General features: G+C 56.8%; 24 protein-coding genes. 9 read left to right on the forward strand and 15 right to left on the reverse strand.

What is annotated here, in order from left to right:
- Positions 1 to 72: 72 nt before the first annotated feature.
- Positions 73 to 1,014, forward strand: coding sequence for a transcriptional regulator GcvA (locus MWU60_RS09915; RefSeq protein ID WP_247227106.1), 942 nt, complete (start codon positions 73 to 75; stop codon positions 1,012 to 1,014).
- Positions 1,015 to 1,056: 42 nt separating this feature from the next.
- Here the strand turns inward: MWU60_RS09915 and MWU60_RS09920 are convergent, their stop codons facing one another.
- The 3 genes from MWU60_RS09920 to MWU60_RS09930 all read right to left on the reverse strand — a co-directional run bounded on the left by MWU60_RS09920 (position 1,057) and on the right by MWU60_RS09930 (position 2,308).
- Positions 1,057 to 1,224: a DUF465 domain-containing protein gene (locus MWU60_RS09920; protein WP_247227107.1), complete on the reverse strand. Its 168-nt coding sequence runs from the start codon at positions 1,222 to 1,224 to the stop codon at positions 1,057 to 1,059.
- A 117-nt stretch (positions 1,225 to 1,341) separates the two neighbouring features.
- A complete protein-coding gene (locus MWU60_RS09925) occupies positions 1,342 to 2,097 on the reverse strand; it encodes a methyltransferase (RefSeq protein WP_247227108.1) in 756 nt (251 codons plus the stop codon).
- Positions 2,090 to 2,308, reverse strand: coding sequence for a DUF2007 domain-containing protein (locus MWU60_RS09930; RefSeq protein ID WP_108814091.1), 219 nt, complete (start codon positions 2,306 to 2,308; stop codon positions 2,090 to 2,092). The genes MWU60_RS09925 and MWU60_RS09930 overlap by 8 nt, the downstream gene beginning before the upstream one ends.
- 55 nt (positions 2,309 to 2,363) lie before the next feature.
- On the opposite strand from MWU60_RS09930, the gene MWU60_RS09935 reads away from it, so the two are divergent.
- Positions 2,364 to 3,362, forward strand: coding sequence for a polyprenyl synthetase family protein (locus MWU60_RS09935; RefSeq protein WP_247227109.1), 999 nt, complete (start codon positions 2,364 to 2,366; stop codon positions 3,360 to 3,362).
- Here the strand turns inward: MWU60_RS09935 and MWU60_RS09940 are convergent.
- The 4 genes from MWU60_RS09940 to sfsA form a co-directional block, all read right to left on the reverse strand.
- Positions 3,359 to 4,420 (reverse strand): phosphatase PAP2 family protein, encoded by a 1,062-nt coding sequence (locus tag MWU60_RS09940; RefSeq protein WP_247227111.1) that lies wholly within the window; start codon positions 4,418 to 4,420, stop codon positions 3,359 to 3,361. The two genes, MWU60_RS09935 and MWU60_RS09940, sit on opposite strands and share 4 nt — an antisense overlap.
- A gap of 131 nt (positions 4,421 to 4,551) precedes the next feature.
- Entirely contained in the window at positions 4,552 to 5,595 is a 1,044-nt protein-coding gene (locus MWU60_RS09945) for a TRAP transporter substrate-binding protein (RefSeq protein WP_247227112.1), read from the reverse strand.
- Between the two features lie 123 nt (positions 5,596 to 5,718).
- Complete coding sequence (gene map / locus MWU60_RS09950) at positions 5,719 to 6,531, reverse strand: type I methionyl aminopeptidase (protein WP_247227113.1); 813 nt, start codon at positions 6,529 to 6,531, stop codon at positions 5,719 to 5,721.
- A 55-nt stretch (positions 6,532 to 6,586) separates the two neighbouring features.
- Complete coding sequence (gene sfsA, locus MWU60_RS09955; protein WP_247227114.1) at positions 6,587 to 7,288, reverse strand: DNA/RNA nuclease SfsA; 702 nt, start codon at positions 7,286 to 7,288, stop codon at positions 6,587 to 6,589.
- Positions 7,289 to 7,330: 42 nt separating this feature from the next.
- On the opposite strand from sfsA, the gene MWU60_RS09960 reads away from it, so the two are divergent.
- Genes MWU60_RS09960 through MWU60_RS09975 form a run of 4 tightly spaced genes read left to right on the forward strand, consistent with a single transcriptional unit; the run spans position 7,331 to position 10,282 of the window.
- Positions 7,331 to 8,053: a molybdopterin-binding protein gene (locus tag MWU60_RS09960; RefSeq protein WP_247227115.1), complete on the forward strand. Its 723-nt coding sequence runs from the start codon at positions 7,331 to 7,333 to the stop codon at positions 8,051 to 8,053.
- Positions 8,050 to 8,775 carry a GNAT family N-acetyltransferase gene (locus MWU60_RS09965; RefSeq protein WP_247227116.1) on the forward strand — a complete coding sequence of 242 codons (726 nt, stop codon included), beginning with the start codon at positions 8,050 to 8,052 and terminating at the stop codon, positions 8,773 to 8,775. Before MWU60_RS09960 ends, MWU60_RS09965 begins: the two co-directional genes overlap by 4 nt.
- Before the next feature lie 5 nt (positions 8,776 to 8,780).
- A complete protein-coding gene (locus MWU60_RS09970; protein ID WP_247227117.1) occupies positions 8,781 to 9,347 on the forward strand; it encodes a peroxidase-related enzyme in 567 nt (188 codons plus the stop codon).
- Entirely contained in the window at positions 9,344 to 10,282 is a 939-nt protein-coding gene (locus MWU60_RS09975) for an OmpA family protein (protein ID WP_247227118.1), read from the forward strand. Before MWU60_RS09970 ends, MWU60_RS09975 begins: the two co-directional genes overlap by 4 nt.
- Here MWU60_RS09975 and MWU60_RS09980 read toward each other — a convergent pair.
- The 3 genes from MWU60_RS09980 to MWU60_RS09990 form a co-directional block, all read right to left on the reverse strand.
- Entirely contained in the window at positions 10,257 to 11,024 is a 768-nt protein-coding gene (locus tag MWU60_RS09980) for a GGDEF domain-containing protein (protein WP_247227119.1), read from the reverse strand. The two genes, MWU60_RS09975 and MWU60_RS09980, sit on opposite strands and share 26 nt — an antisense overlap.
- A 137-nt stretch (positions 11,025 to 11,161) precedes the next feature.
- Positions 11,162 to 12,067 carry a LysR family transcriptional regulator gene (locus tag MWU60_RS09985; RefSeq protein ID WP_247227121.1) on the reverse strand — a complete coding sequence of 302 codons (906 nt, stop codon included), beginning with the start codon at positions 12,065 to 12,067 and terminating at the stop codon, positions 11,162 to 11,164.
- 205 nt (positions 12,068 to 12,272) lie between these two features.
- On the reverse strand, positions 12,273 to 14,297 hold the full coding sequence (locus MWU60_RS09990) for an NADPH-dependent 2,4-dienoyl-CoA reductase (RefSeq protein WP_247227122.1): 2,025 nt from the start codon (positions 14,295 to 14,297) through the stop codon (positions 12,273 to 12,275).
- A 154-nt stretch (positions 14,298 to 14,451) separates the two neighbouring features.
- Here MWU60_RS09990 and MWU60_RS09995 point away from each other — a divergent pair, with 154 nt between their 5' ends.
- Together MWU60_RS09995 and MWU60_RS10000 are read left to right on the forward strand one after the other, a co-directional pair.
- Entirely contained in the window at positions 14,452 to 15,435 is a 984-nt protein-coding gene (locus MWU60_RS09995; RefSeq protein ID WP_247227123.1) for a fatty acid desaturase, read from the forward strand.
- Positions 15,432 to 16,274, forward strand: a complete 843-nt coding sequence (locus tag MWU60_RS10000; RefSeq protein ID WP_247227125.1) for a sugar phosphate isomerase/epimerase — start codon at positions 15,432 to 15,434, stop codon at positions 16,272 to 16,274. Before MWU60_RS09995 ends, MWU60_RS10000 begins: the two co-directional genes overlap by 4 nt.
- Positions 16,275 to 16,336: 62 nt before the next feature.
- Here MWU60_RS10000 and MWU60_RS10005 read toward each other — a convergent pair whose 3' ends face one another.
- Positions 16,337 to 16,879, reverse strand: coding sequence for a winged helix-turn-helix transcriptional regulator (locus tag MWU60_RS10005; protein ID WP_247227126.1), 543 nt, complete (start codon positions 16,877 to 16,879; stop codon positions 16,337 to 16,339).
- 39 nt (positions 16,880 to 16,918) lie between these two features.
- Here MWU60_RS10005 and MWU60_RS10010 point away from each other — a divergent pair, with 39 nt between their 5' ends.
- Complete coding sequence (locus MWU60_RS10010; RefSeq protein WP_247227127.1) at positions 16,919 to 17,296, forward strand: VOC family protein; 378 nt, start codon at positions 16,919 to 16,921, stop codon at positions 17,294 to 17,296.
- Positions 17,297 to 17,491: 195 nt separating this feature from the next.
- Here the strand turns inward: MWU60_RS10010 and MWU60_RS10015 are convergent, their stop codons facing one another.
- From MWU60_RS10015 to MWU60_RS10030, 4 genes are all read right to left on the reverse strand, one after another.
- On the reverse strand, positions 17,492 to 17,983 hold the full coding sequence (locus MWU60_RS10015) for a fasciclin domain-containing protein (RefSeq protein ID WP_247227128.1): 492 nt from the start codon (positions 17,981 to 17,983) through the stop codon (positions 17,492 to 17,494).
- A gap of 130 nt (positions 17,984 to 18,113) precedes the next feature.
- Entirely contained in the window at positions 18,114 to 18,479 is a 366-nt protein-coding gene (locus tag MWU60_RS10020) for a hypothetical protein (RefSeq protein WP_247227129.1), read from the reverse strand.
- A 12-nt stretch (positions 18,480 to 18,491) separates the two neighbouring features.
- Positions 18,492 to 19,265: a DUF6478 family protein gene (locus tag MWU60_RS10025; RefSeq protein WP_247227131.1), complete on the reverse strand. Its 774-nt coding sequence runs from the start codon at positions 19,263 to 19,265 to the stop codon at positions 18,492 to 18,494.
- A gap of 61 nt (positions 19,266 to 19,326) precedes the next feature.
- Positions 19,327 to 19,944 (reverse strand): dihydroxy-acid dehydratase, encoded by a 618-nt coding sequence (locus tag MWU60_RS10030; protein ID WP_247227133.1) that lies wholly within the window; start codon positions 19,942 to 19,944, stop codon positions 19,327 to 19,329.
- Positions 19,945 to 19,949 lie beyond the last annotated feature (5 nt).

Consider the following 19,949-nt stretch of genomic DNA (forward strand, 5'->3'; position numbering starts at 1 on the left):
ATATGCGTATTCCGCGCCGTTTCGACAAACGAGACTTTCTATTGCTTCAGTTAAGCTGTATTAAACTGAACCATGTCAGATAGATTACCCCCACTCACCGCCCTGCGCGCGTTCGAGGCGGCCGCCCGCCATATGTCATTTGCCAAGGCAGCAGCAGAGCTAAACGTCACTCCCGCCGCTTTATCCTATCAAATAAAGGCTTTGGAGGCTGATTTGGGCCAACCAGTCTTTCGCAGGCTTAATCGGGCGGTTGAGTTGACCGAGGCGGGACGCTGCCTTGCACCCGGCGCAACGGATGCGTTTACGACTCTTTCATCCGCTTGGCGCAGCACAAAAAGGTTAACTGATAGTGGCGTCCTTACTGTCACTGCTGGCCCTGCCTTTACGTCAAAGTGGCTGGCCCCGCGCATGTATGATTTTGCGCAAGCCCATGAAGACATCGACCTGCGGTTTTCAGCAACTTTGCGGATCGTCGATTTTGACCGTGACGAAGTCGATGTGGCGATCCGCTTTGGTCTTGGCGGTGATGAAGGTGTCTATTCGCGTCCCATCTTTGAAGAGTGGATGACGCCGATGATGACACCGCAACTTGCAAAAGAATACGACACACCTGCCAAGCTGGCACAGGCAACGTTCATCCATGATGATTCGATCAATTTCCTCAAGCTACCGACGGGTTGGGATGCCTGGCTGAAGGCTGCGGGGGTTGAGGCGGATACCTCGCACGGCCCGCGCTTTTCGCAAGCGGATCACGCCATTGATGCGGCTGTCGCCGGGGCCGGCGTTGTCATGGGGCGTGCATCTTTGGTGGCGCGTGCGCTGGAAGACGGCCAATTGGTTGCACCGTTTGAAATCGGACTGATATCAGAGGCCCAGTATCGTTTCATCTGCCCGCTGGGCAGTGAGCGGCGGCCGCATGTCGCCGCGTTCGAGGCTTGGGTATTGAAGGAAATCCAATCGTCCAAACACATCGCCGATAGGCGTACGTTGATAAATGCCAGTGATTTGCTCTGACAGCGGATGCAGGCATCAGCTGTCAGTGCGTCGTGTGAGTGGTTAATGCGTGCTGAGGCGCGTGATTTCTTCTTTCAGCATAAGCTTTTGCTTCTTAAGTTTCGCAATTTCAATGTCGTCGGCGGCAGGGCTACGCTGCATCGCTTCGACATTCTCCGAGAGGTTTTGGTGTTTCTTCTTCAGTTCCTGCAAATGCGAACTCAAGCTCATGGTGGTCCTCCTCTGGTTTCCGTGTGTTTTGATTGCATCATATCCGGCGCTGTCTGTCACGCCGCAGGGCAGCAATTTTGCACAACCTGATCGTGCAATGCAAGTATTGCCAAACCGTTAAGGCAGAATGGGTAAATTTGCGCCACTTCTGAGAGCCGCCGCAACCTCTGCCCGATAGCTTTCCTGATCCCCGCCGTGAGAATCGCCCTGATGCATGATCAGCGTCGGCGCCATCCGAAACGGGGTTTTCCCGTCTTGCCGCGCTTGCAGGATAAACAACTCTGGCGCGCGCCCTATGCGTCCGGCAATTGGCCTCACGATGACCGCGCCCAAGCGCCCGGCGAGCGCGTCCAACACTTCGGGCAAGCGTTCCATGCGTTGAATGAGGGTCAGATAGCCGCGTGGTCCCACGCGCCGCGCGCCGACATCCAGCCAATCCTGCAACGGGGTGTCGCCGCCAAAGGCGATGTCCTTGCCGCTGTCTCGCGATGCGGATCCGGCGTTGCGGTCAAAGTAGGGGGGGTTCATCAAAACGTGATCAAACCGCTTTTGCCGCAGATCGGCAGGTAATGCGCGCAAGTCGGCTGCAATCACGTCAAATGGCAAGGCGTTTTTGATCGCGTTGCGCTGGGCAAGTGCGGCGTATTCCGGCTGCAACTCAACGCCGGTTACCGCCAGCCCCTTAACCCGCGCGGCAAGGCAAAGCGACGCGACGCCAACCCCGCAACCCAACTCCAATGCGGTTTGCCCCTGTTTTGCAGGCACTGACGCCGCCAAGATCACTGGATCAACCCCCGCCCGATAGCCGCGCCGGGGCTGCCAGACCCGGATTTGACCGCCCAGAAAATCATCTTGTGTCAGGTCGTCAGTCACGGCCCAGATCAATCTCACCGTCGCGCATCACGGCCTCGGCCATGAACAGATCGCGATCCAGAACCATCAGGCGGCGCGGCATAATGCCTATGCTGCCTTCCAGCACGCTCATATTTACGTCAAAGGCGAACCAGTCTATACCCTCGCTGTCCAACAGGGCGGTTGCAAAGGCAAGGACGGTGGGGTCGTTGGTGCGCAAAAGCTCTTTCATAACCAAGACCTAAGACGCCCTTTTGCGGATGTCTATTCACATGACGGAAACTTGCATGAGCCTTGATCACGCCGCCACAAAACCACATGAACAATTGGCCGCGGCGCTGGCTGATGATCTGACCGCTGTAAACGCACTGATCCGCGAGCGGATGGCATCAGAACACGCCCCACGTATCCCCGAGGTGACTGCGCATTTGGTCGAAGCAGGCGGCAAACGCCTGCGCCCAATGCTGACCTTGGCGGCGGCCCGGATGTGTGGCTATGACGGCCCCTATCATGTGCATCTGGCCGCAACGGTGGAGTTTATCCATACCGCGACCCTGCTGCATGATGATGTGGTTGATGAAAGCAGCCAGCGACGGGGGCGCCCTACGGCGAACTTGCTGTGGGATAATACGTCGAGCGTTCTGGTGGGTGACTATCTGTTCGCGCGGTCGTTCCAATTGATGGTTGAAACCGGTTCCTTGCGCGTTCTCGATATTCTGGCCAATGCTGCTGCGACGATTGCCGAAGGCGAGGTCTTGCAGCTGACTGCCGCCAGCGATCTGGCCACGACCGAAGATATCTATCTGCAAGTTGTACGCGGCAAGACTGCGGCGCTTTTCTCTGCGGCGATGGAAGTTGGGGGCGAGATTGCGGGTCAGGACGCCGTCACCAAACAGGCACTGTTTGATTATGGCGATGCCTTGGGCATCTCATTCCAAATCGTCGATGACTTGCTGGATTACGGCGGCACCAAAGCAACTGGCAAGAACGTCGGCGATGATTTTCGCGAACGCAAACTGACCTTGCCGGTGATCCGCGCCGTTGCCGCCGCCGATGTCAAAGAGCGAGCCTTCTGGGTGCGCACGATCGAAAAGGGCCGACAGAAAGAGGGCGACCTTGATCATGCAATCGCTTTGCTTGCCAAGTACGGCACGATGGAAGCCACCCGGCAGGATGCCTTGGCTTGGGCGGAGAAAGCGAAATCGGCCTTGGATGCAGTGCCCGATCACGCCTTGAAACAGATGCTGGTCGATCTGGCCGATTACGTGGTGGCGCGCATTACCTAGGCACGCCCATACAAGCCAAAGGTGCGGCCAGCAGCGTACCAAATCACAGCCAGCATGATCAGCCCGACAAGGCCATCCACGAAATAGTGCCAGCCCAGATGCACTGAGCCGAACCAGATGACCGTCGCGTAGATCGTGACTACAACGCCCAAGATGCGATGTAGATGGAATGCAGCAAAAACCCAAAGAAATGCCAATACGATGTGCATGGATGGCATCGCGGAAATCCCGCCGCCAAGCCCGGCGACATCACGTTCGTTCAGCTGCAAAAGATAGTCCTGCGCCAAGACAGCGCTAAACGGCCCTGCGGCCCCATTCTGTGCGGCCAATCGGTCAATCAAGGGTGCAAAAGTGGTGCCATCCCCGAACAGCACCCCATCATAAATTGGTCCGGCCGAGTGAAGCGCGTCGGCGCTGATCATCCCGATGAAAACAAAGCTGACCAAATAGGCGATTATATACGTGTAGCGCAGCGCGGGCTTGCTATGGGCCGTGACGCAAACCGTATAGCCGATGATCATCGGGAGGAATACGGGGTGGTAAAGAATGTCGATCACTTTGGTCGCAAACGCCGAAGGCAACATGGCATGTGTCAGAACCCAAGGATCATTACCGCCAAACAGTGCGCGGTCCCATGCAATGAACAGCCCATCAAACCCGTATCCTTCTGATCCAACAACGGTCGCCTTGTAGACGGTAAAGCATGACACAGTAACGATAAGCCCTATCAAAGCGATTGTGATATCGCTCCATCTGACCTGCGCCAAATAGGCACGATACCAAACCATAGGGTCTGCTTGCTCTTCTGCGTTTGGATGACGTCTGTCGCGCAGCCTGAACCAAACAAACCTGGCCACGATCAGAACCGCGACGATCGAAGAAACGCCGATCCCATAACCGGTCGCGATTTTGGTCACATCCGTGATGCCTGCGTCTGATTGAAACACCAACAGGGCAACCGCGATCAGCGAAATCCCAACAACGGCAACCCGAAACCTTGCGCCAATTTTGCTGGCAGCATCCGTTGTCGTGAAAGAAGAGGTAGTACCCGTTGTCATCCGCAATGGCAGGCCAATTAGTGAAAATCACCTTTGGCATAGCGGATCGAACAGGCATTGCATAACGCAATCAGCATTGACGCGCGCAACCCATTCCGGCTTGTGGCGAAAGGGTTGCGCGGCAGGTCCGGTTATTCTTCCGCGCGATTGGCGGCGACTGCTGCCTGCGCGCTTGCGACCAGTGCGGCACCGTCAAAGCCTTTCGCGTCCATCTCGGCGATCCATTCGAGGGTCACATCGGCACCTAGCGCCTTGATCCGGTCCGTCTCGGTCACGGACAATTGCGCAATCTCATTGCCATCCGCAGCCATCAGATCGCGACCTACAACATCACCTGTATCATGTGCACGCCCGGCCCATTTGCTTGCCATCATACCAGAGTTGGCATCAATGATCGCACGCAGGTCGTCGGGCATCCCTTCATACACATCCTTGTTCATCGCCCAGATGAAGTAGAGGTTATAGAGCGCCTGATCACCTGCTACATCCGTGTGACTGTCGGTCAACTCGTCCAGCTTAAGTGACGGCGACATTTCCCACGTGATCACGCCACCGTCGACAACACCACGGGACAGGGCTTCAGGAAACTGCGGGACTGGCATTCCGATAGGTGTCGCCCCGAGTTCCTCTAGCAGCAGGGTCGCAGGACGCGACGGACCGCGCAGTTTCAGTCCAGCAAAATCCTCGACCGTCTCGACGGATGCGCCACGCTTATGCACAATACCGGGCCCATGCATATGGGCTGCGATGACGTGCACATCGGCGAAATCGTCCATCAGATACTCTTGTGTGAATTCCCACGCAGCAGCGCTGGCCTCTTCACCGGATTTGGTGGTCATAAAGGGCAGTTCCATCGCCTCTGCCTCGGGGAAGCGGTTCGGCTGATAGCCGGGAATGACCCAGCCGCCATCAATCGCGCCGTCACGGATCAAGTCATATTGGTTCGGGGCAGAGCCGCCCAATTGCATAAACGGGTACAGTTCAACCTTGATGCGGCCTTCGGATTGTTCTTCGATCGTATCAGCCCAAGGCTGCATGAAATAAGTGGGGTTCGCGCTGGCAGGGGACACAAAGTGCTGAAAGCGCAGTGTGACTTCCTGAGCGGTCAAAGTCGTTGCAGAAAGGCCAAGAGCGGCCACCATAGCGGTCGTTTTCATCAGGTGCATAGGGTGCATCCTTTTCGTCAAGTTTTCAGGGGAAAGGCGTCACCGCTAGCGACACAGTAGATATAGGGACCTAGGTCACTAGTTGCAAGTCATTCGCAAGAGGGGAAATCGTCAGCGATTTTCCCTCTCAGCTTATGCTCCGTAGGTTGGGTGGAACTTCCCAGCCGGAGACAACGTGAAAATCTGACACCCATCCGCTGTGATACCGATGGAATGCTCAAACTGTGCCGAGAGCGATTTGTCGCGCGTCACGGCAGTCCAGTCATCACCCAAAACCTTGGTTTCGGGACGGCCCAGATTGATCATTGGCTCAATGGTAAAGAACATGCCTTCTTCCAGCACAGCCCCCGTGCCGGGGCGACCATAGTGCAAGACATTGGGCGGGGCGTGGAAGACACGACCCAGGCCATGCCCACAAAAATCACGCACAACAGACATGCGGTGACTTTCTGCATAAAGCTGGATGGCATAGCCGATGTCGCCAAAGGTGTTACCGGGCTTTGCGGCCTCGATCCCTTTCATCAGGGCATCATGGGTCACTTGGATAAGGCGTTCCGCCTTGCGGGGCAGGTTGCCTGCGACATACATCCGGCTGGTATCACCGAACCAGCCATCGACGATCACAGTAACGTCGATATTCAGGATATCGCCGTCTTTCAGTTTCTTGTCACCGGGAATGCCGTGACAAACGACGTGGTTTACCGAAATACAGCTGGCGTGTTGATAGCCCTTATAGCCAATGGTTGCCGAAACAGCACCCGCGTCATCAACCCACTGTGTAATCAGGCGATCCAACTCGCCGGTGGTCTGACCCGGAAACACATGCTCTGCGATGCGATCCAAGATTTGAGCCGCAAGCTCCCCCGCCTTTGCCATCCCGGCAAAGTCGCTGGGCTCATAAAGCCGGATCCCATCTTTGGTCAGGTGCGCAGTGTTCGTTTCCAACGGGTCGTTCCTTTTACGTGTTACTGGGCGACATAGGCGAAGTCCGCAGCAATTTCTAGGCCCGGAAAGGGATCGGAGGCCCAAGTGTGATCGCCGCAGGGCTAATGATACAAGATTGTGCAAGAACGATCACGCCCGCGGCCGCCGCGCTGTCGAAAGCGGCTTTGTAAGCGGGGTCAATGTCGCCCGCCAAAGCGACTGCTTCGCAATCTGTTCGTTGTACCAGATAGAACATGATCGCGCGGTGTCCTTGGGCGACCATCTGCGCCAGTTCTCCTAAATGCTTGGCACCGCGTGCAGTGACGCTGTCGGGGAATTCTGCCAGACCCGGCTGCCGGGACAGGGTGACGCTTTTGACCTCAACATAGGTATCCGGTCCATTGCCACTCAGCAGAAAATCAATACGGCTGTTTTCGCCGTATTTCACCTCAGGACGGACCAGATCATAGGCAGGCAGGCCCGGAACCTCATGCGCCATCAGCGCGGCCTTTAACGCGCGGTTTGGTACAGACGTATCAACACCCGTAAAATGCCCATTCTCATAGTCCACCAAACGCCAGCCGAACTTAAGCTTTTTCTTGGGGTCATCATTGGGTTCCAACCACACTTTCATCCCCGGTTCCGCCAGCCCCATCATTGAGCCGGGGTTGGCGCAATGGGCAGTCACTTCACGCCCGTCCCCAAGCCGAACATCGGCCAGAAACCGTTTGTAGCGCTTGATCAGACGGGCGGGGACAAGAGGCGTGGCAAATTCCATATGCGCGCTATAACCTGTTACTCCAGACAGGAGAACCACCCGATGCCAAACCCGACCGCCGCGATGCTTGTGATAGGCGATGAAATCCTCTCAGGCCGGACGCGTGATGCGAATATGCACTATCTTGCGGGGCAATTAACCGAGATCGGGATTGATCTGAAAGAGGTGCGGGTGGTGAGTGATGACCGCGACGCGATTGTTGCTGCGGTCAAGGCACTGTCAGTTCGCTACGCCGATGTCTTTACCAGCGGAGGGATTGGGCCGACCCATGACGACATTACCGCCGATTGTATCGCCGCCGCCTTTGGTGCGCATATTGACGTGCGCGATGATGCGCGCGCGCTCTTGCAAGCGCATTATGACCGTTCGGGTCAGGAATTGAACGAAGCCCGCCTGCGCATGGCCCGCATCCCGGATGGGGCCGACCTGATCGACAATCCGGTCAGCACCGCGCCGGGGTTCAGCCTTGGAAATGTTCACGTCATGGCGGGTGTGCCGTCTGTGTTCAAGGCAATGGTTGCCAGCGTGCTGCCCAAGCTTACCGGCGGTGCACCGCTTTTGTCGCGCACTCTGCGGCTGATGAAAGGCGAAGGCGATATCGCGGGGCCTTTGGGGCAGTTCGCGCAGGACTTTCCTGATCTATCGGTCGGGTCATACCCGTTTCAAAAGGACGGCGTCTATGGGTCCAATGTCGTGGTGAGGGGCAGTGACGCGGCTGCACTTGATACCGCGATGGCCGCGCTTGAGGCGACGTTCGCCGCATGAACTTTCCAACCGCGCAAAAACTCTATGCCGTCATTGATGGCACTTGGCCTGCCTCGGCCAAACAGGCGCTGGGACCTTGGATGGTGCGATTGGATAACAGCGGCAGCAGTCGGGTGAGTGCGACAACAGCAGAGATGCCCGTGACCGAGGCGGATGTGCCGGAAGCCGAACAGGCAATGCGCGAGGCAGGGCAGGTGCCGCTTTTTATGATCCGCGAGGGCGAAGATGCGTTGGACCAAGTTCTTGCCGCGCGCGGTTACGTGATCAAGGACCCGGTGAATATGTACGCAGCCCCGGTCCAGGACATCGCAACCCAGCGGCCCCCACCTGTGACAGCTTTTGAGATCTGGCCTCCGCTTGCCGTTCAGGTCGAAGTCTGGGCCGAGGGCGGCATTGGCCAAGGCAGGCTGGCCGTGATGGACCGCGCCCAGCAACCCAAAACAACACTGCTGGGCCGGGTGAATGATCGGCCAGCCGGCACTGTCTATATCGGGATAGCGGCGGATTGCGCGATGATCCATGCGCTTGAAGTCGCTGATGCGCACCGCAGGCAGGGTCTGGCGCAGCACATGACACGAGCTGCTGCCTTTTGGGCGCAAAGCCACGGTGCGGACTACCTGACGCTGGTGACGACACAGGCGAATGATGCGGCAAACGCGCTCTACTCTTCCCTCGGCATGACGCTTGTGGGACACTATCATTATCGGACCTTGCCGGAGTAATACGTGTGACAGACCAACCCACTGCCCTTGATCTGCCGATGGTTGATCCTTTACCTGAAGCGACGCAGAAATACTTTGATGTCTGCTCGGACAAGCTGGGGATGATACCCAATGTCTTGCAGGCCTATGCCTTCGATATCGACAAGCTGAATGCGTTCACGGCGCTTTATAATGATGTGATGCTGGCGGACTCTGGCCTGTCGAAACTTGAGCGCGAGATGATCGCGGTGACTGTGTCTTCCATCAACAAATGCTACTATTGCCTGACGGCGCATGGTGCGGCGGTCAGGCAGCTTTCGGGCGATCCGAAGCTGGGGGAAATGCTGGTGATGAACTGGCGTGTTGCACCGCTTGATGCGCGCCAAAAGGCAATGCTGGAGTTTGCCGAACTGATGACCGTCGCCAGCGCCAAAATCGAGGAAAAAGACCGCGATGCGCTGCGGCAGGTTGGATTTTCGGATCGCGATATCTGGGATATCGCAGCGGTCACTGGCTTCTATAACATGAGCAACCGCATCGCCTCGGCCACCGATATGCGTCCCAACGACGATTATCACGCCCTCGCCCGATGATCCGCCTTTGCGCTGTACTTTTGGCCGTTGCCGGTAGTGCGGCGCAGGCGCAAATGCTGGATTTCCCAAGCAACGCCAGCTTGCAGGCCGAGGTGGTCAGCCCGGCCGATAGCTATGCCCTGCCCATGGGCATTTGGGAGAATGGTGCTATGCCTGTGCAGACGGTTGAGGGGCAGGTGACCCAACAGGCATGGCGGATCGAGGCGGCGTCTTTAACGACGTTGCAATTGGTTCGACCTTTGCGCGAACAGCTGCGAAACAGCCGCTATCGCGTCATCTTTGAATGTCAGACCGAGGCCTGTGGTGGCTTTGACTTTCGCTTTGGTGTCACCACCATGTCGCCGCCGGACATGCGGATCAATATCGGTGATTTCCGGTTTCTAGCGGCCGAACGGACTGGCGCAGAGGGGCCGGAGTATCTGACACTGTTCACCAGCCGGACGGCTGAGGCGGGGTTTGTTCAGGTCACACACGTTGGCCCCTTTACACAGGACCCAACAGCGATTGCGTCGGCCCAGGCACCGGCTTTGCGGTCGTTTGACGCAACCCCTGACGCGGCAATATCCGATCAGCTGACACAAATCGGGCGCGCGGTCCTGGATGATCTGAGTTTCGGAACAGGATCGGCGCAGCTGAGCGTCGGCGAGTATCCGTCCTTGCAGGCATTGGCTGACTATCTGTTGTCATTCCCTGACCGAACGGTCGCACTTGTCGGACATACGGATTCGGCCGGGCCGTTGGATGCCAATATCGCTTTGTCAAAACGCCGTGCCGCATCTGTGCTGGAACGACTGGTCAGCGACTACGGCGTTGACCGCAACCAGTTAGAGGCCGAAGGGATGGGGTATCTCGCCCCCATTGCCTCAAACCTCACCGATGCGGGGCGCGAGGCGAACAGGCGGGTTGAGGTCATTGTGACGTCGACGCAGGAGTAGCGTGGTTCATCTGCACCAGATGGTTGGGCGTTTGCGTTGGAACCTGATCAAAAACCATCTGCGCCCGGCCATTTTGCTTGGCCCGGTACAAGGCGCGATCCGCCTGTGCCAACAGTTGATCTATGGTGAGATCAGGTTGTGACACGACGGCACCAATCGACATTGTAACAGAGAGTGACTGCGTTTCATCAACCAGAAACGTAATCGGTATTGTCAGTCGTTCACCAATCGCCAGGGCCAGCGACGCACTGGTGTCCGGCAGATAGATTGCGAATTCCTCACCGCCCAATCGCCCCAGAATATCGGTCTGTCGCGTGCTACGTTCCAAAGTATACGCGATGGTTTTCAAACAGTTGTCACCTGCTTGGTGGCCGTGGGTGTCATTGATCCTTTTAAACCGGTCGGCATCCAGCATCATCAGCACGCCAGTGTCGTTTTGGGCGCGAACCTCGTTTGTCAAAGCGAAAAAGCTGCGGCGATTGTTGATGGCGGTCAGGGCATCCTTGCGCGACAGTTGCCAGAAGTGGCGTTGCAGCCGCATCTGAAAGACACTGACTGTCAGGAAGAATACAATGAAGGGGCCACCGACCACAGCAGCGTGCAGGACATAATACCATGCGGCGTGGTCTTCATGGTCGCCAAAAGCCGTGGCGAAAGTGACGTTTGCAGCAGTGACCAAAGCCATCAAGAAAAACAGTCGCGCGAGAAACCCCGCTACGCTTTCGGGTGCGAGCCAACGCATGATTTGATTCATTGTTCATCTCCACCACGAGGGTGGTAAGGGCTTAACGGTCAAACATTGCGATGGTTTTAACAGGCATAAAAAAGCGCGGCCAAAACACGGCCGCGCCAGTTAGGTGACAATGCACCTTGGGAAAATTACCAAATATCGGGGCCTTTGTCGGCAAAAGCATGGGCCAGAAAGTCGATGAACGCGCGCACTTTGGGTTGCGTGAAGCGGCCCGGCGGATAAACCGCATAGATGCCTTGTGTCTCAACCGGCAGATCAGGGATCGCAACCTCGACCAGACCTTCGCGCATCGCATCAGCGTACAGAAAGCTAGGCAGGTAAGCGATGCCAAGCCCGCCGATACAAGCGTTCAAAAGCGACTGTCCGTCATTCACTGTCAGCCACCCAGCAGTCCGCACTTGCCGCTTTTCGCCTGAAGGTGCTGTCAGTTTCCAAACGGCTGAGTTGGCCTGATTGGAATAATGCAGCAACTTATGCTCGTTCAGGTCGTCGATCTTTTTGGGATGGCCATACTGCTCAAAATATGCGGGGCTCGCAATCATGCGTTTTGTGGTCTCAGTCAGCTTACGCGCGCGCAGGGTGCTGTCTTCCAGCTCACCAATGCGGACGGCCATGTCAAACCCTTCCGAGATCAGCTCAACATAGCGGTTGTTCAGCGCCATGTTGACGGTGATATCAGGGAACTCAGCCAGAAAATCACCCAAAACAGGGGATAGATGGTTCACGCCGAAATCGGTCGCAACGCTGATGCGCAGCAGGCCCGATGGTGCGGATTGCATTGAGGTTACCAGTGCATCCGCTTCACCTGCGTCGTTCAACACACGGCGGGCGCGGTCGTAGTACGCTAGGCCAATCTCTGTGGGGCTGACCCGGCGGGTGGTGCGGTTTAGCAGACGCGCACCAAGACGGGCCTCAAGCGATGAAACGTGCTTGGAAACAGCGGATTTGGAAATTCCCATCTTCTTTGCGGCATCTGTAAAGCCGCCCTGGTCCACAACCGTGGCAAAGGCCTCCATTTCGGTCAGACGATCCATTTGAAATTCCCAATACGTTTATTTTGACACCGTTGTTCAATGTTTGACGCTGAAATCAGGCAGGAATGGGACAAATGCCTGACAATACGGGGGTATGAATCGGCTTTGATGCCGATGCGGAAACAGCGGATTCCGTCGAAATGCCTTTAAGATAAGGCTATTGGCCTTTTGCGCGTGGGCGCAAAGCGGTCGTATTTCGATGAATTTAAAGCTGTGCAGCCAGACGCGTGCCTTGATCAATCGCGCGCTTTGCGTCCAGTTCAGCGGCGACATCAGCACCGCCAATCACATGAACTGTGCGCCCCAGAGCAATTAACGCATCAGCCAAGCTGCGCTGCGGGACTTGACCTGCGCAAAGCACGATCGTGTCAGCCGCAATCACCTTGGGGTTTTCGCGGGCCTCGCCATGGCTGATGTGCAAGCCGTCTGAGTCGATCTTTTCGTAGTTCACGCCGCCGATCATCTGCACGTTCTTCATTTGAAGCCCGGCACGGTGGATCCAACCTGTTGTCTTGCCCAACCGCTTGCCTAACTTCTCTGACTTGCGTTGCAGCAACGTGACCTGCCGAACAGGAGCCTCTGGCTGTGCTCCCTCGGGCCGCAAACCACCGCGCGTTTGCGACGGATCACCAACACCCCATTCGGCGAGCCACTCATCAAGGTTCTCAGTGGGGCTTTCATCTGTCACAAGGAACTCCGCCACGTCAAAGCCAATGCCGCCCGCGCCAATCACGGCCACGTTCTTGCCGACCTCAGCTTTGCCGCGCAGCACGTCGATATAGGACAGCACATTGGGGCCGTCTTGGCCGGGGATGGCCGGATCGCGTGGGGCGACGCCGGTGGCGATGATGATTTCATTGAAATCGACCAAAGCCTCTGGCGTGGCGGTCGTGCCCATTTGTAATGTGATCCCGGCCTTGGCGACCATGGTGCGATAATAATCGACCAGCCCCCAGAACTCCTCCTTACCCGGCACCTGTTTTGCCATATTCAGCTGGCCGCCGATCTCATCCGACTTGTCAAAGATCGTGACGGCATGCCCACGTTCAGCCGCCGTAAGTGCCGCAGACAGCCCCGCAGGCCCTGCGCCAACAACAGCGACTTTCTTTGTCGTATCGGCAGCCGCTATCGTCAGTTCCGTCTCATGACAGGCGCGCGGGTTCACTAAACACGACGACAGCTTGCCGCTGAAGGTGTGATCCAGACAGGCCTGATTACACGCGATGCAAGGCGCAATCTCTGCCGCCTTGCCTGCCTTCGCTTTAGCCACGAAATGCGCGTCCGCCAGAAAGGGGCGCGCCATGCTGACCATATCGGCGCAGCCGTCTGACAGCACGCCTTCGGCCACTTCGGGCATGTTTATGCGGTTTGAGGTGATGATGGGGATTTGCACCTCGCCCATCAGCTTCTTCGTCACCCAAGTGAACGCGCGACGCGGCACGGATGTGGCGATCGTCGGAATACGCGCCTCGTGCCAGCCAATGCCAGTATTCAGGATCGTCGCACCTGCGTCTTCAATCGCTTTGGCCAGTTGCAAGACCTCTTCCCAAGTGGACCCGTTCGGAACGAGATCAATCATCGACAGACGATAGATAACGATGAAATCAGTGCCTACGGCCTCACGGACCCGGCGCACAGTCTCAACCGGCAACCGCATGCGGTTTTCATATGAGCCACCCCAGCGGTCGGTGCGCTTATTGGTGTGGGTGACAAGGAACTGATTGATGAAGTAACCCTCTGATCCCATCACCTCGACCCCGTCATATCCTGCCTCTTTGGCACGGGTAGCGGCGGTCACAATATCGCTGATCTGTTTCTCGATCCCATCCTCATCCAGCTCTTTTGGTGGGAAAGGCGAGATCGGCGACTTCACGGGCGAAGGGGCCACACAGTTGGGCGAATAGGCATAGCGGCCGGCATGCAGGATCTGCATTGCGATCTTGCCATCGGCATCATGTACGCGGTCGGTGACGATCTTGTGGTTCGCGATGTCCTCGTCAGTATAAAGACCAGCGGCCCCCGGAAACACGCCGCCTTCTGCGTTGGGGGCCATGCCACCTGTGACCATCAAAGCCACATCGCCGCGCGCACGCTCGGCATAGAATTCGGCGACACGGTTCCAATCTTTCGTCTCTTCCAGCCCGGTATGCATGGAGCCCATCAACACGCGGTTCTTCAAAGTTGTGAAGCCCAGATCAAGGGGGGACAGAAGATTGGGATATTGGGTCATAAAGGTGCCTCCGGTTTGGGCAATCATGGCGAAAGCCGACGCGCGCGTCACCCTCAACGTGGCGTAATATCTGCGGCGATCTGGCCTGTGCGAAAGGTTTTGCGAAATGTGCACGCTGCGCTAGGCTGGCGGCAACACGACAAAGGGGTGGAAAATGGAGGCGAGCTTTTCCCGGCGCAAGCTGCTGACACCAACAGAACTGCGGGCGCTGTCCGAGCGATCAGACCTGCAAGGTGGGCTGCAAATGGCAAGCCACATGGGGGCAATTCTGCTTGTCGGTGTCCTGCATAGCTACGCCATGGGCACTGGTTGGGTCTGGGTGACAGGTCTTGCGCTTGGCGTACTGCTGAACTTCCTGTACGCCGCCCAACACGAGCTATCCCACGCGACCGTCTTCAAAACCCGCAAACTGAACGAGGTTTTCGGGCGCATCATCGGTTTCATCCAGATTTTCCCGCGTGATTTCGACCAGATCATGCATTTTGCACACCACCAATACACCCAAGACTGGGAACGCGACGGGGAACTGGTACGCGAACCCTACACGCTGACAACTTACCTGCTTTGGCTGAGCGGGATCACCTATTGGCGCAATCGGGTTTTTGGCACCGTCCGCCGTGCAAGGGGCATCATCATCGAACCCTTCATCCGAGCAGAGGAAGAGGCGCGCGTAATCCGCGAAAGCCGCCTGCACCTGGCGGGTTACGGGCTAATCGCGGTCGTGTCCCTGATCACCGGATCATGGGCCGCGCTGACCTTCTGGATTATTCCGATGGTTCTGACCAAGCCGATCCACCAGCTGCAAAACACCATCGAGCATCTGGGCCTGAGCCATGAAAACGACATCATGGAAAACACCCGTTCCACCCGCGCCAATGCGCTGCAAAACTGGCTTTGCTGGCAGATGCCTTATCACACGGCGCACCACACTTTTCCCGCTGTCCCGTTCTGGAAACTGCGCGAACTCAACAACCGGATCGAGGACAAAGCAGGCGAAGTGCACCGCATGGGTTGGCTCGAATTCCAGCGCGAAGTGATCGGCAAGCTGATGGCCAAGGACGAAAGCCAATATCCCATGGACGAGGTCTGGATCATCCCCCGAAGTGGTGGGCGCGTCACCCGGATGCCGGCGGAGTGAGGCGACTTAAGGTCTACACATCGCTTTGGGCGATGCAGCCGCATGATCAGACCGGGGTGAAACTGCCTCATAATCAAGTTTGCGAAATGGTCGCCGAGGTCGGCTTTGACGGCATGGCGATTGATCTGGGTGCGTCTGATGTGGCTGTCGCCCATGAGGTGCGACCTCATATGGAACGCAACGGGCTGACACCGCTGATCGTCGCCTTCCCCAAGACGATCGAAAGCTTAGAGGACACGCTGCATATGGCCGCCGATTTTGGCGCGCCTTTTGTGGATGTGATTGGGCAAGTGATGCCCATCGCACTCGACGATATGGTGCCAGTGATCGAAACTTGGATGAATATGGCCGACCGGATCGGCGTGCCGGTGCAGTTCGAGACGCACCGTAACTGCATCACCAATGATCTTTACACAACGCTGCAACTGCTTGACCGTATCCCCGACATGCGGATTTGCGCGGACCTGTCGCATTATGTCGTGGACCGAGAATTCTGGTTTCCGCTGTCCGAACACGACATGCGACTGATAAGCAGCATCCTGCAACGGTCCGACAGTTTCCAAGGGCGGGTGGCCTCACGCCAGCAAATCCAACTGCAACTGGACTTTCCCCAGAACCAGAAATGGGTTGAGCTGTTCAAAGGCTGGTGGCGCGAAGGGCTGGCCGACTGGCGGGCACGCAACCCGTCTGGGGATTGCATCTTTGTCTGCGAGTTGGGGCCGCCTGAATATGCGATGACCGGGCCGGATGGTGCTGAGATGTCAAACCGCTGGGAAGAGGCACAAGTGATCAAAGGCTGGGTGCGTGAGATCTGGAATGAACTGGGTGGGGATGGTTAGGGAAGGTCTGCTTTGCGGGACTTATCCGACCTTCACCACTTCCGAACGAACGTCCGGTCTTGCTAAACAAACCTGATTTCTGGTGCCGTTGCCTGACTAATCGCTGCGCCAGCATTCACAGCAGAGTAAATCGATCTCGGTGGACGAGCCGTCTCGTCAACGGCACGGCACACCCAGCTTCTGACTTCCATTATTTTCAGCGATTGCGACAATGCTCGATCCGTAATTGACGGCAAACTCCGCTTGATGTCATTGAAGCGGCTAGGTGTGTGAAGCGTCGTCAACACTGGCAGCGTCCATGACCGACGGAGCAAGTCTTGGTCTTCTTTACCGGCTACACTTTGAATTTTGTTGGCAATGGCAGCTGCTGAAACTCCTAACGATGTGAGTCGGAATTCCGGACGCAATGGATGACCATAACCAGGGTTTCGTTCTAGCAAGCCCACCGTGATTAAGTGATCCATGCTTTGGGCGAAAGCGGTTCTACTCGCGCCAGTTGCAGCCAACAAAGGTGCCTGCCGTCCCGCAACACCTGCGTGCAAGTTCGATAAAATGGCTAGCGCCCAAGCTCTTGAAGTGACGTTGACAAATAGCTTAATGTCCATAAAGTATAGTTAATATATTTAGGTAAAAAAGGAAAGACTATGTCTCTTATTTCGCCCAATGAAACCATCAATATTTCTCTGTCCGTCAAGGACCGTCACGTAAGCGCTGAATGGTACGGCAGCATGTTGGGATTTAAGACTATTTATCATGCGGACGACGCAGGCTGGTCAGAACTTCAAACGAATACAGTTGGCGTAACAATTGGCCTTGGCGAGCACACCAAGCCTGCACCGGGCAACTGCGTACCCGTCTTTGGGATAGCTGACCTGGACGCTGCAAGGCAGAAACTGGAGCACGCCAAAGTTAGGTTCGATGGCGAAACGGATGTCGTCGAAGGTATGGTAAAAACAGCAACTTTTTATGACCCAGATGGGAACGCACTCATGCTCGCAGAAGATTTGACGGACGCGTCATGAACGATCCCAAAAAGCGGTCGTCGATATAGCAGTCATTCGTAGAGTCCGCGGCATCCGGTGAAATGGGGCTCAAATCAGACATCCACCAAATCAAAAACCCCACCGTTTTGCAACGATGGGGGTGAGGGATGCCCTTAACGGGCAGCCCAACCGCACATCCGGGGAGAGGGAGCGGCTGGGCTTATCCGGTCTGACTTAGGGCAGCAGAACGCTGTCGATCACGTGGATCACGCCGTTGGATGCGATAATGTCCGCTGTTGTCACGTTCGCGTTCTCGACCTTCACGCCATTGCGGCCGTCGATGTGGACGTTTGCACCGTTGACTGTGGCTACACTCATGCGCTGACCGGCCAACTGATCGGATGTCACCGCACCGGGGACAACATGATATGTCAGGATCGCAACAAGCTGATCCTTGTTTTCTGGCAACAGCAGGCTGTCGACGGTGCCGGCTGGCAGTGCTGCAAAGGCTGCGTCTGTTGGCGCGAAGACGGTGAATGGACCCTCGCTTTTGAGCGTATCGACGAGGCCCGCGGCAGTTACAGCAGCGACCAGTGTGTTGAAGTTGCCGTTGGATGCGGCGATGTCGACGATATCAGGCTCGCTCTCCATCATGGGTGCACAAGCGGCAGCGACGGCTACGCCAGCGGCGAGGATGGCAGATTTAATTGCGAAGCGACGGTTCATTAGGTGTTCCTTTCAAGTTCCTATTAACCATGTTGTTACGGGACGAGATCGGGATTGGTTGTCGTTCTGACAATGAGTTTAGATGCTGTATTAAATGCATCCAAATCAGCGGGTTGCACGTAGGGTGGCGCTACGTTTCATTGCAGTGCTGGCGGAACGCTTTCTTCAATAGCTCCAGCTCACCCCTGAGCAATGCGATCTCTGCGCGCAGATCGTCGGCTAAAGGTTCCCCCGCAACAATGCTGAACTGCGCAAGGGTTGTTCCATCGGCGTCCCGAACCAAAAAGGTCTGCACGCCATCATTGATCAACGTGGGCGGGATTGGCACAGTCAGCCGCCAGACGTCATGGGTGCCGTCGTGGGTGCAAGTCACGCCCTCAAGCGCAACCCCAAGGTGTGTAACCTGCACCTGCGGCGTGTTTTCGCCCGCGCCGACCAAGTCGCCCTGCCAAACTCCGGCTTTGATCTGCGCATTCATCAACGACTGTTTGCCCATTACCGTGTTTCCCTAGATGTCCGCGCGGGGATACCGACACAGCGTCAGATCCCGGATTGTCACTTTGTTCATGCGGGGCTTTTCGATCATCAGATCCAGCCACATCCGCTCAGCTCGTTTTTCATTCAAACCGCTATAGGCCAGATCAAATTCAACCATCGCCTCGGGCGCGTCACTGGGCAACGTCAGCAGCAGTTGTTCGGTGTTGGGTCCGTTCTTGACGTTCAGCCGGGCATAAATCTCGGTGGGTTGTTCGCGTTCAATCAAAGCCGCCAGCCGGATCAGATGCCGTTTGCGCAGACCTTCACAAGACGACTGCGGGATCTCGATCACCAGCGACAGATAACTGCCGGTGAAGTGAAACACCTCCAGCGCTACCGAAAACGGCGCCAGATCAGTATCGCGCGTATTGCGGTCCTGCCGCAGGCTGACCTCGGCGCGCTTGCAATCGTGAAAGATGACCAACTCATTGGTCAGTTCCATCTTGGACAGCGCAGGCGCAATTCCAACCCCGGCAAAAGGGGCCCGCCATGGTTTAGGACGCCACGCCCAGTCTGTGCCAGGTGGTTGCGGGAATGTGGTTGACCCGATCCGAGGCAAGGCCAGCCTGCTATCGGCCTCAAGCTTGAATGCTCCGATATGGCGCAGCAGCTTTTTGGCAACCTCGTTCTTGCGGTCGAGCGTGGCCAGATCAAGTTTTGCCGATGCGCGCGCGGCCAACCGCCAACGCTTGATCGCGCGGCGTTGCAGGAACCTTTCAATGGGGCCTTGCAGGGGAAAGGGCATCTCTGCAATCTTTCGTTGTCAGGTGGCAACTGTGCCAAACAAGTGCTGCGATGAAAACCACTCAGACGTCGGGTGTGGCATTGTCTTCGGACGGGATCGCCGCCGCCTGCACGCCCGCCACGATTAGTTTCAGCAAGGTTGCCCCCGGTCCGTCCGTTAAAGGTGCCACCGCCAAACCACGCACCCCGATCGTGACCAGACGCCCGTTGATGGTGGTAAACGCCCGCCATTCTTCGCTTTGTAGCCCGGCAAGCGGGGGCGGGCCCTCATCGTTAAAGTGGATCATCACCTGACTATTGAAGGCTTGTGTCGACAGTACATTGACCTCTGCGCCGTCCCCGGTCTGGCTCAGCAAGCTGACCCCTTCGTCAGTGATCAGAAAATCCCGCAGCGCGATTTCATCTGCCGCGATACTACCGCTTTCGGCAGGACCAACCTGAACCGTGGCAAAGCCGACGACTTGTGGGATGCCGCCTGCCGCACCTAAGGACGCACAGGGCGCCAGGATTGCAAAATCATTCGCCGGTTGACTTGAGATATCGTCGACACAGTATCCAGCAGGAGAGGTCGCAATGACCTGCCCCTCACCAAGCGAGACTGACCGCGTCGGCGTGCCACCCTGCTGGGTGCAGCCAGCAATGGCCAGCGCGCCGCAAAGCGCAATAAACGCACGGATCATCAGGG

This window comes from Yoonia sp. F2084L (genome assembly GCF_023015625.1).
Lineage (GTDB): Bacteria > Pseudomonadota > Alphaproteobacteria > Rhodobacterales > Rhodobacteraceae > Yoonia.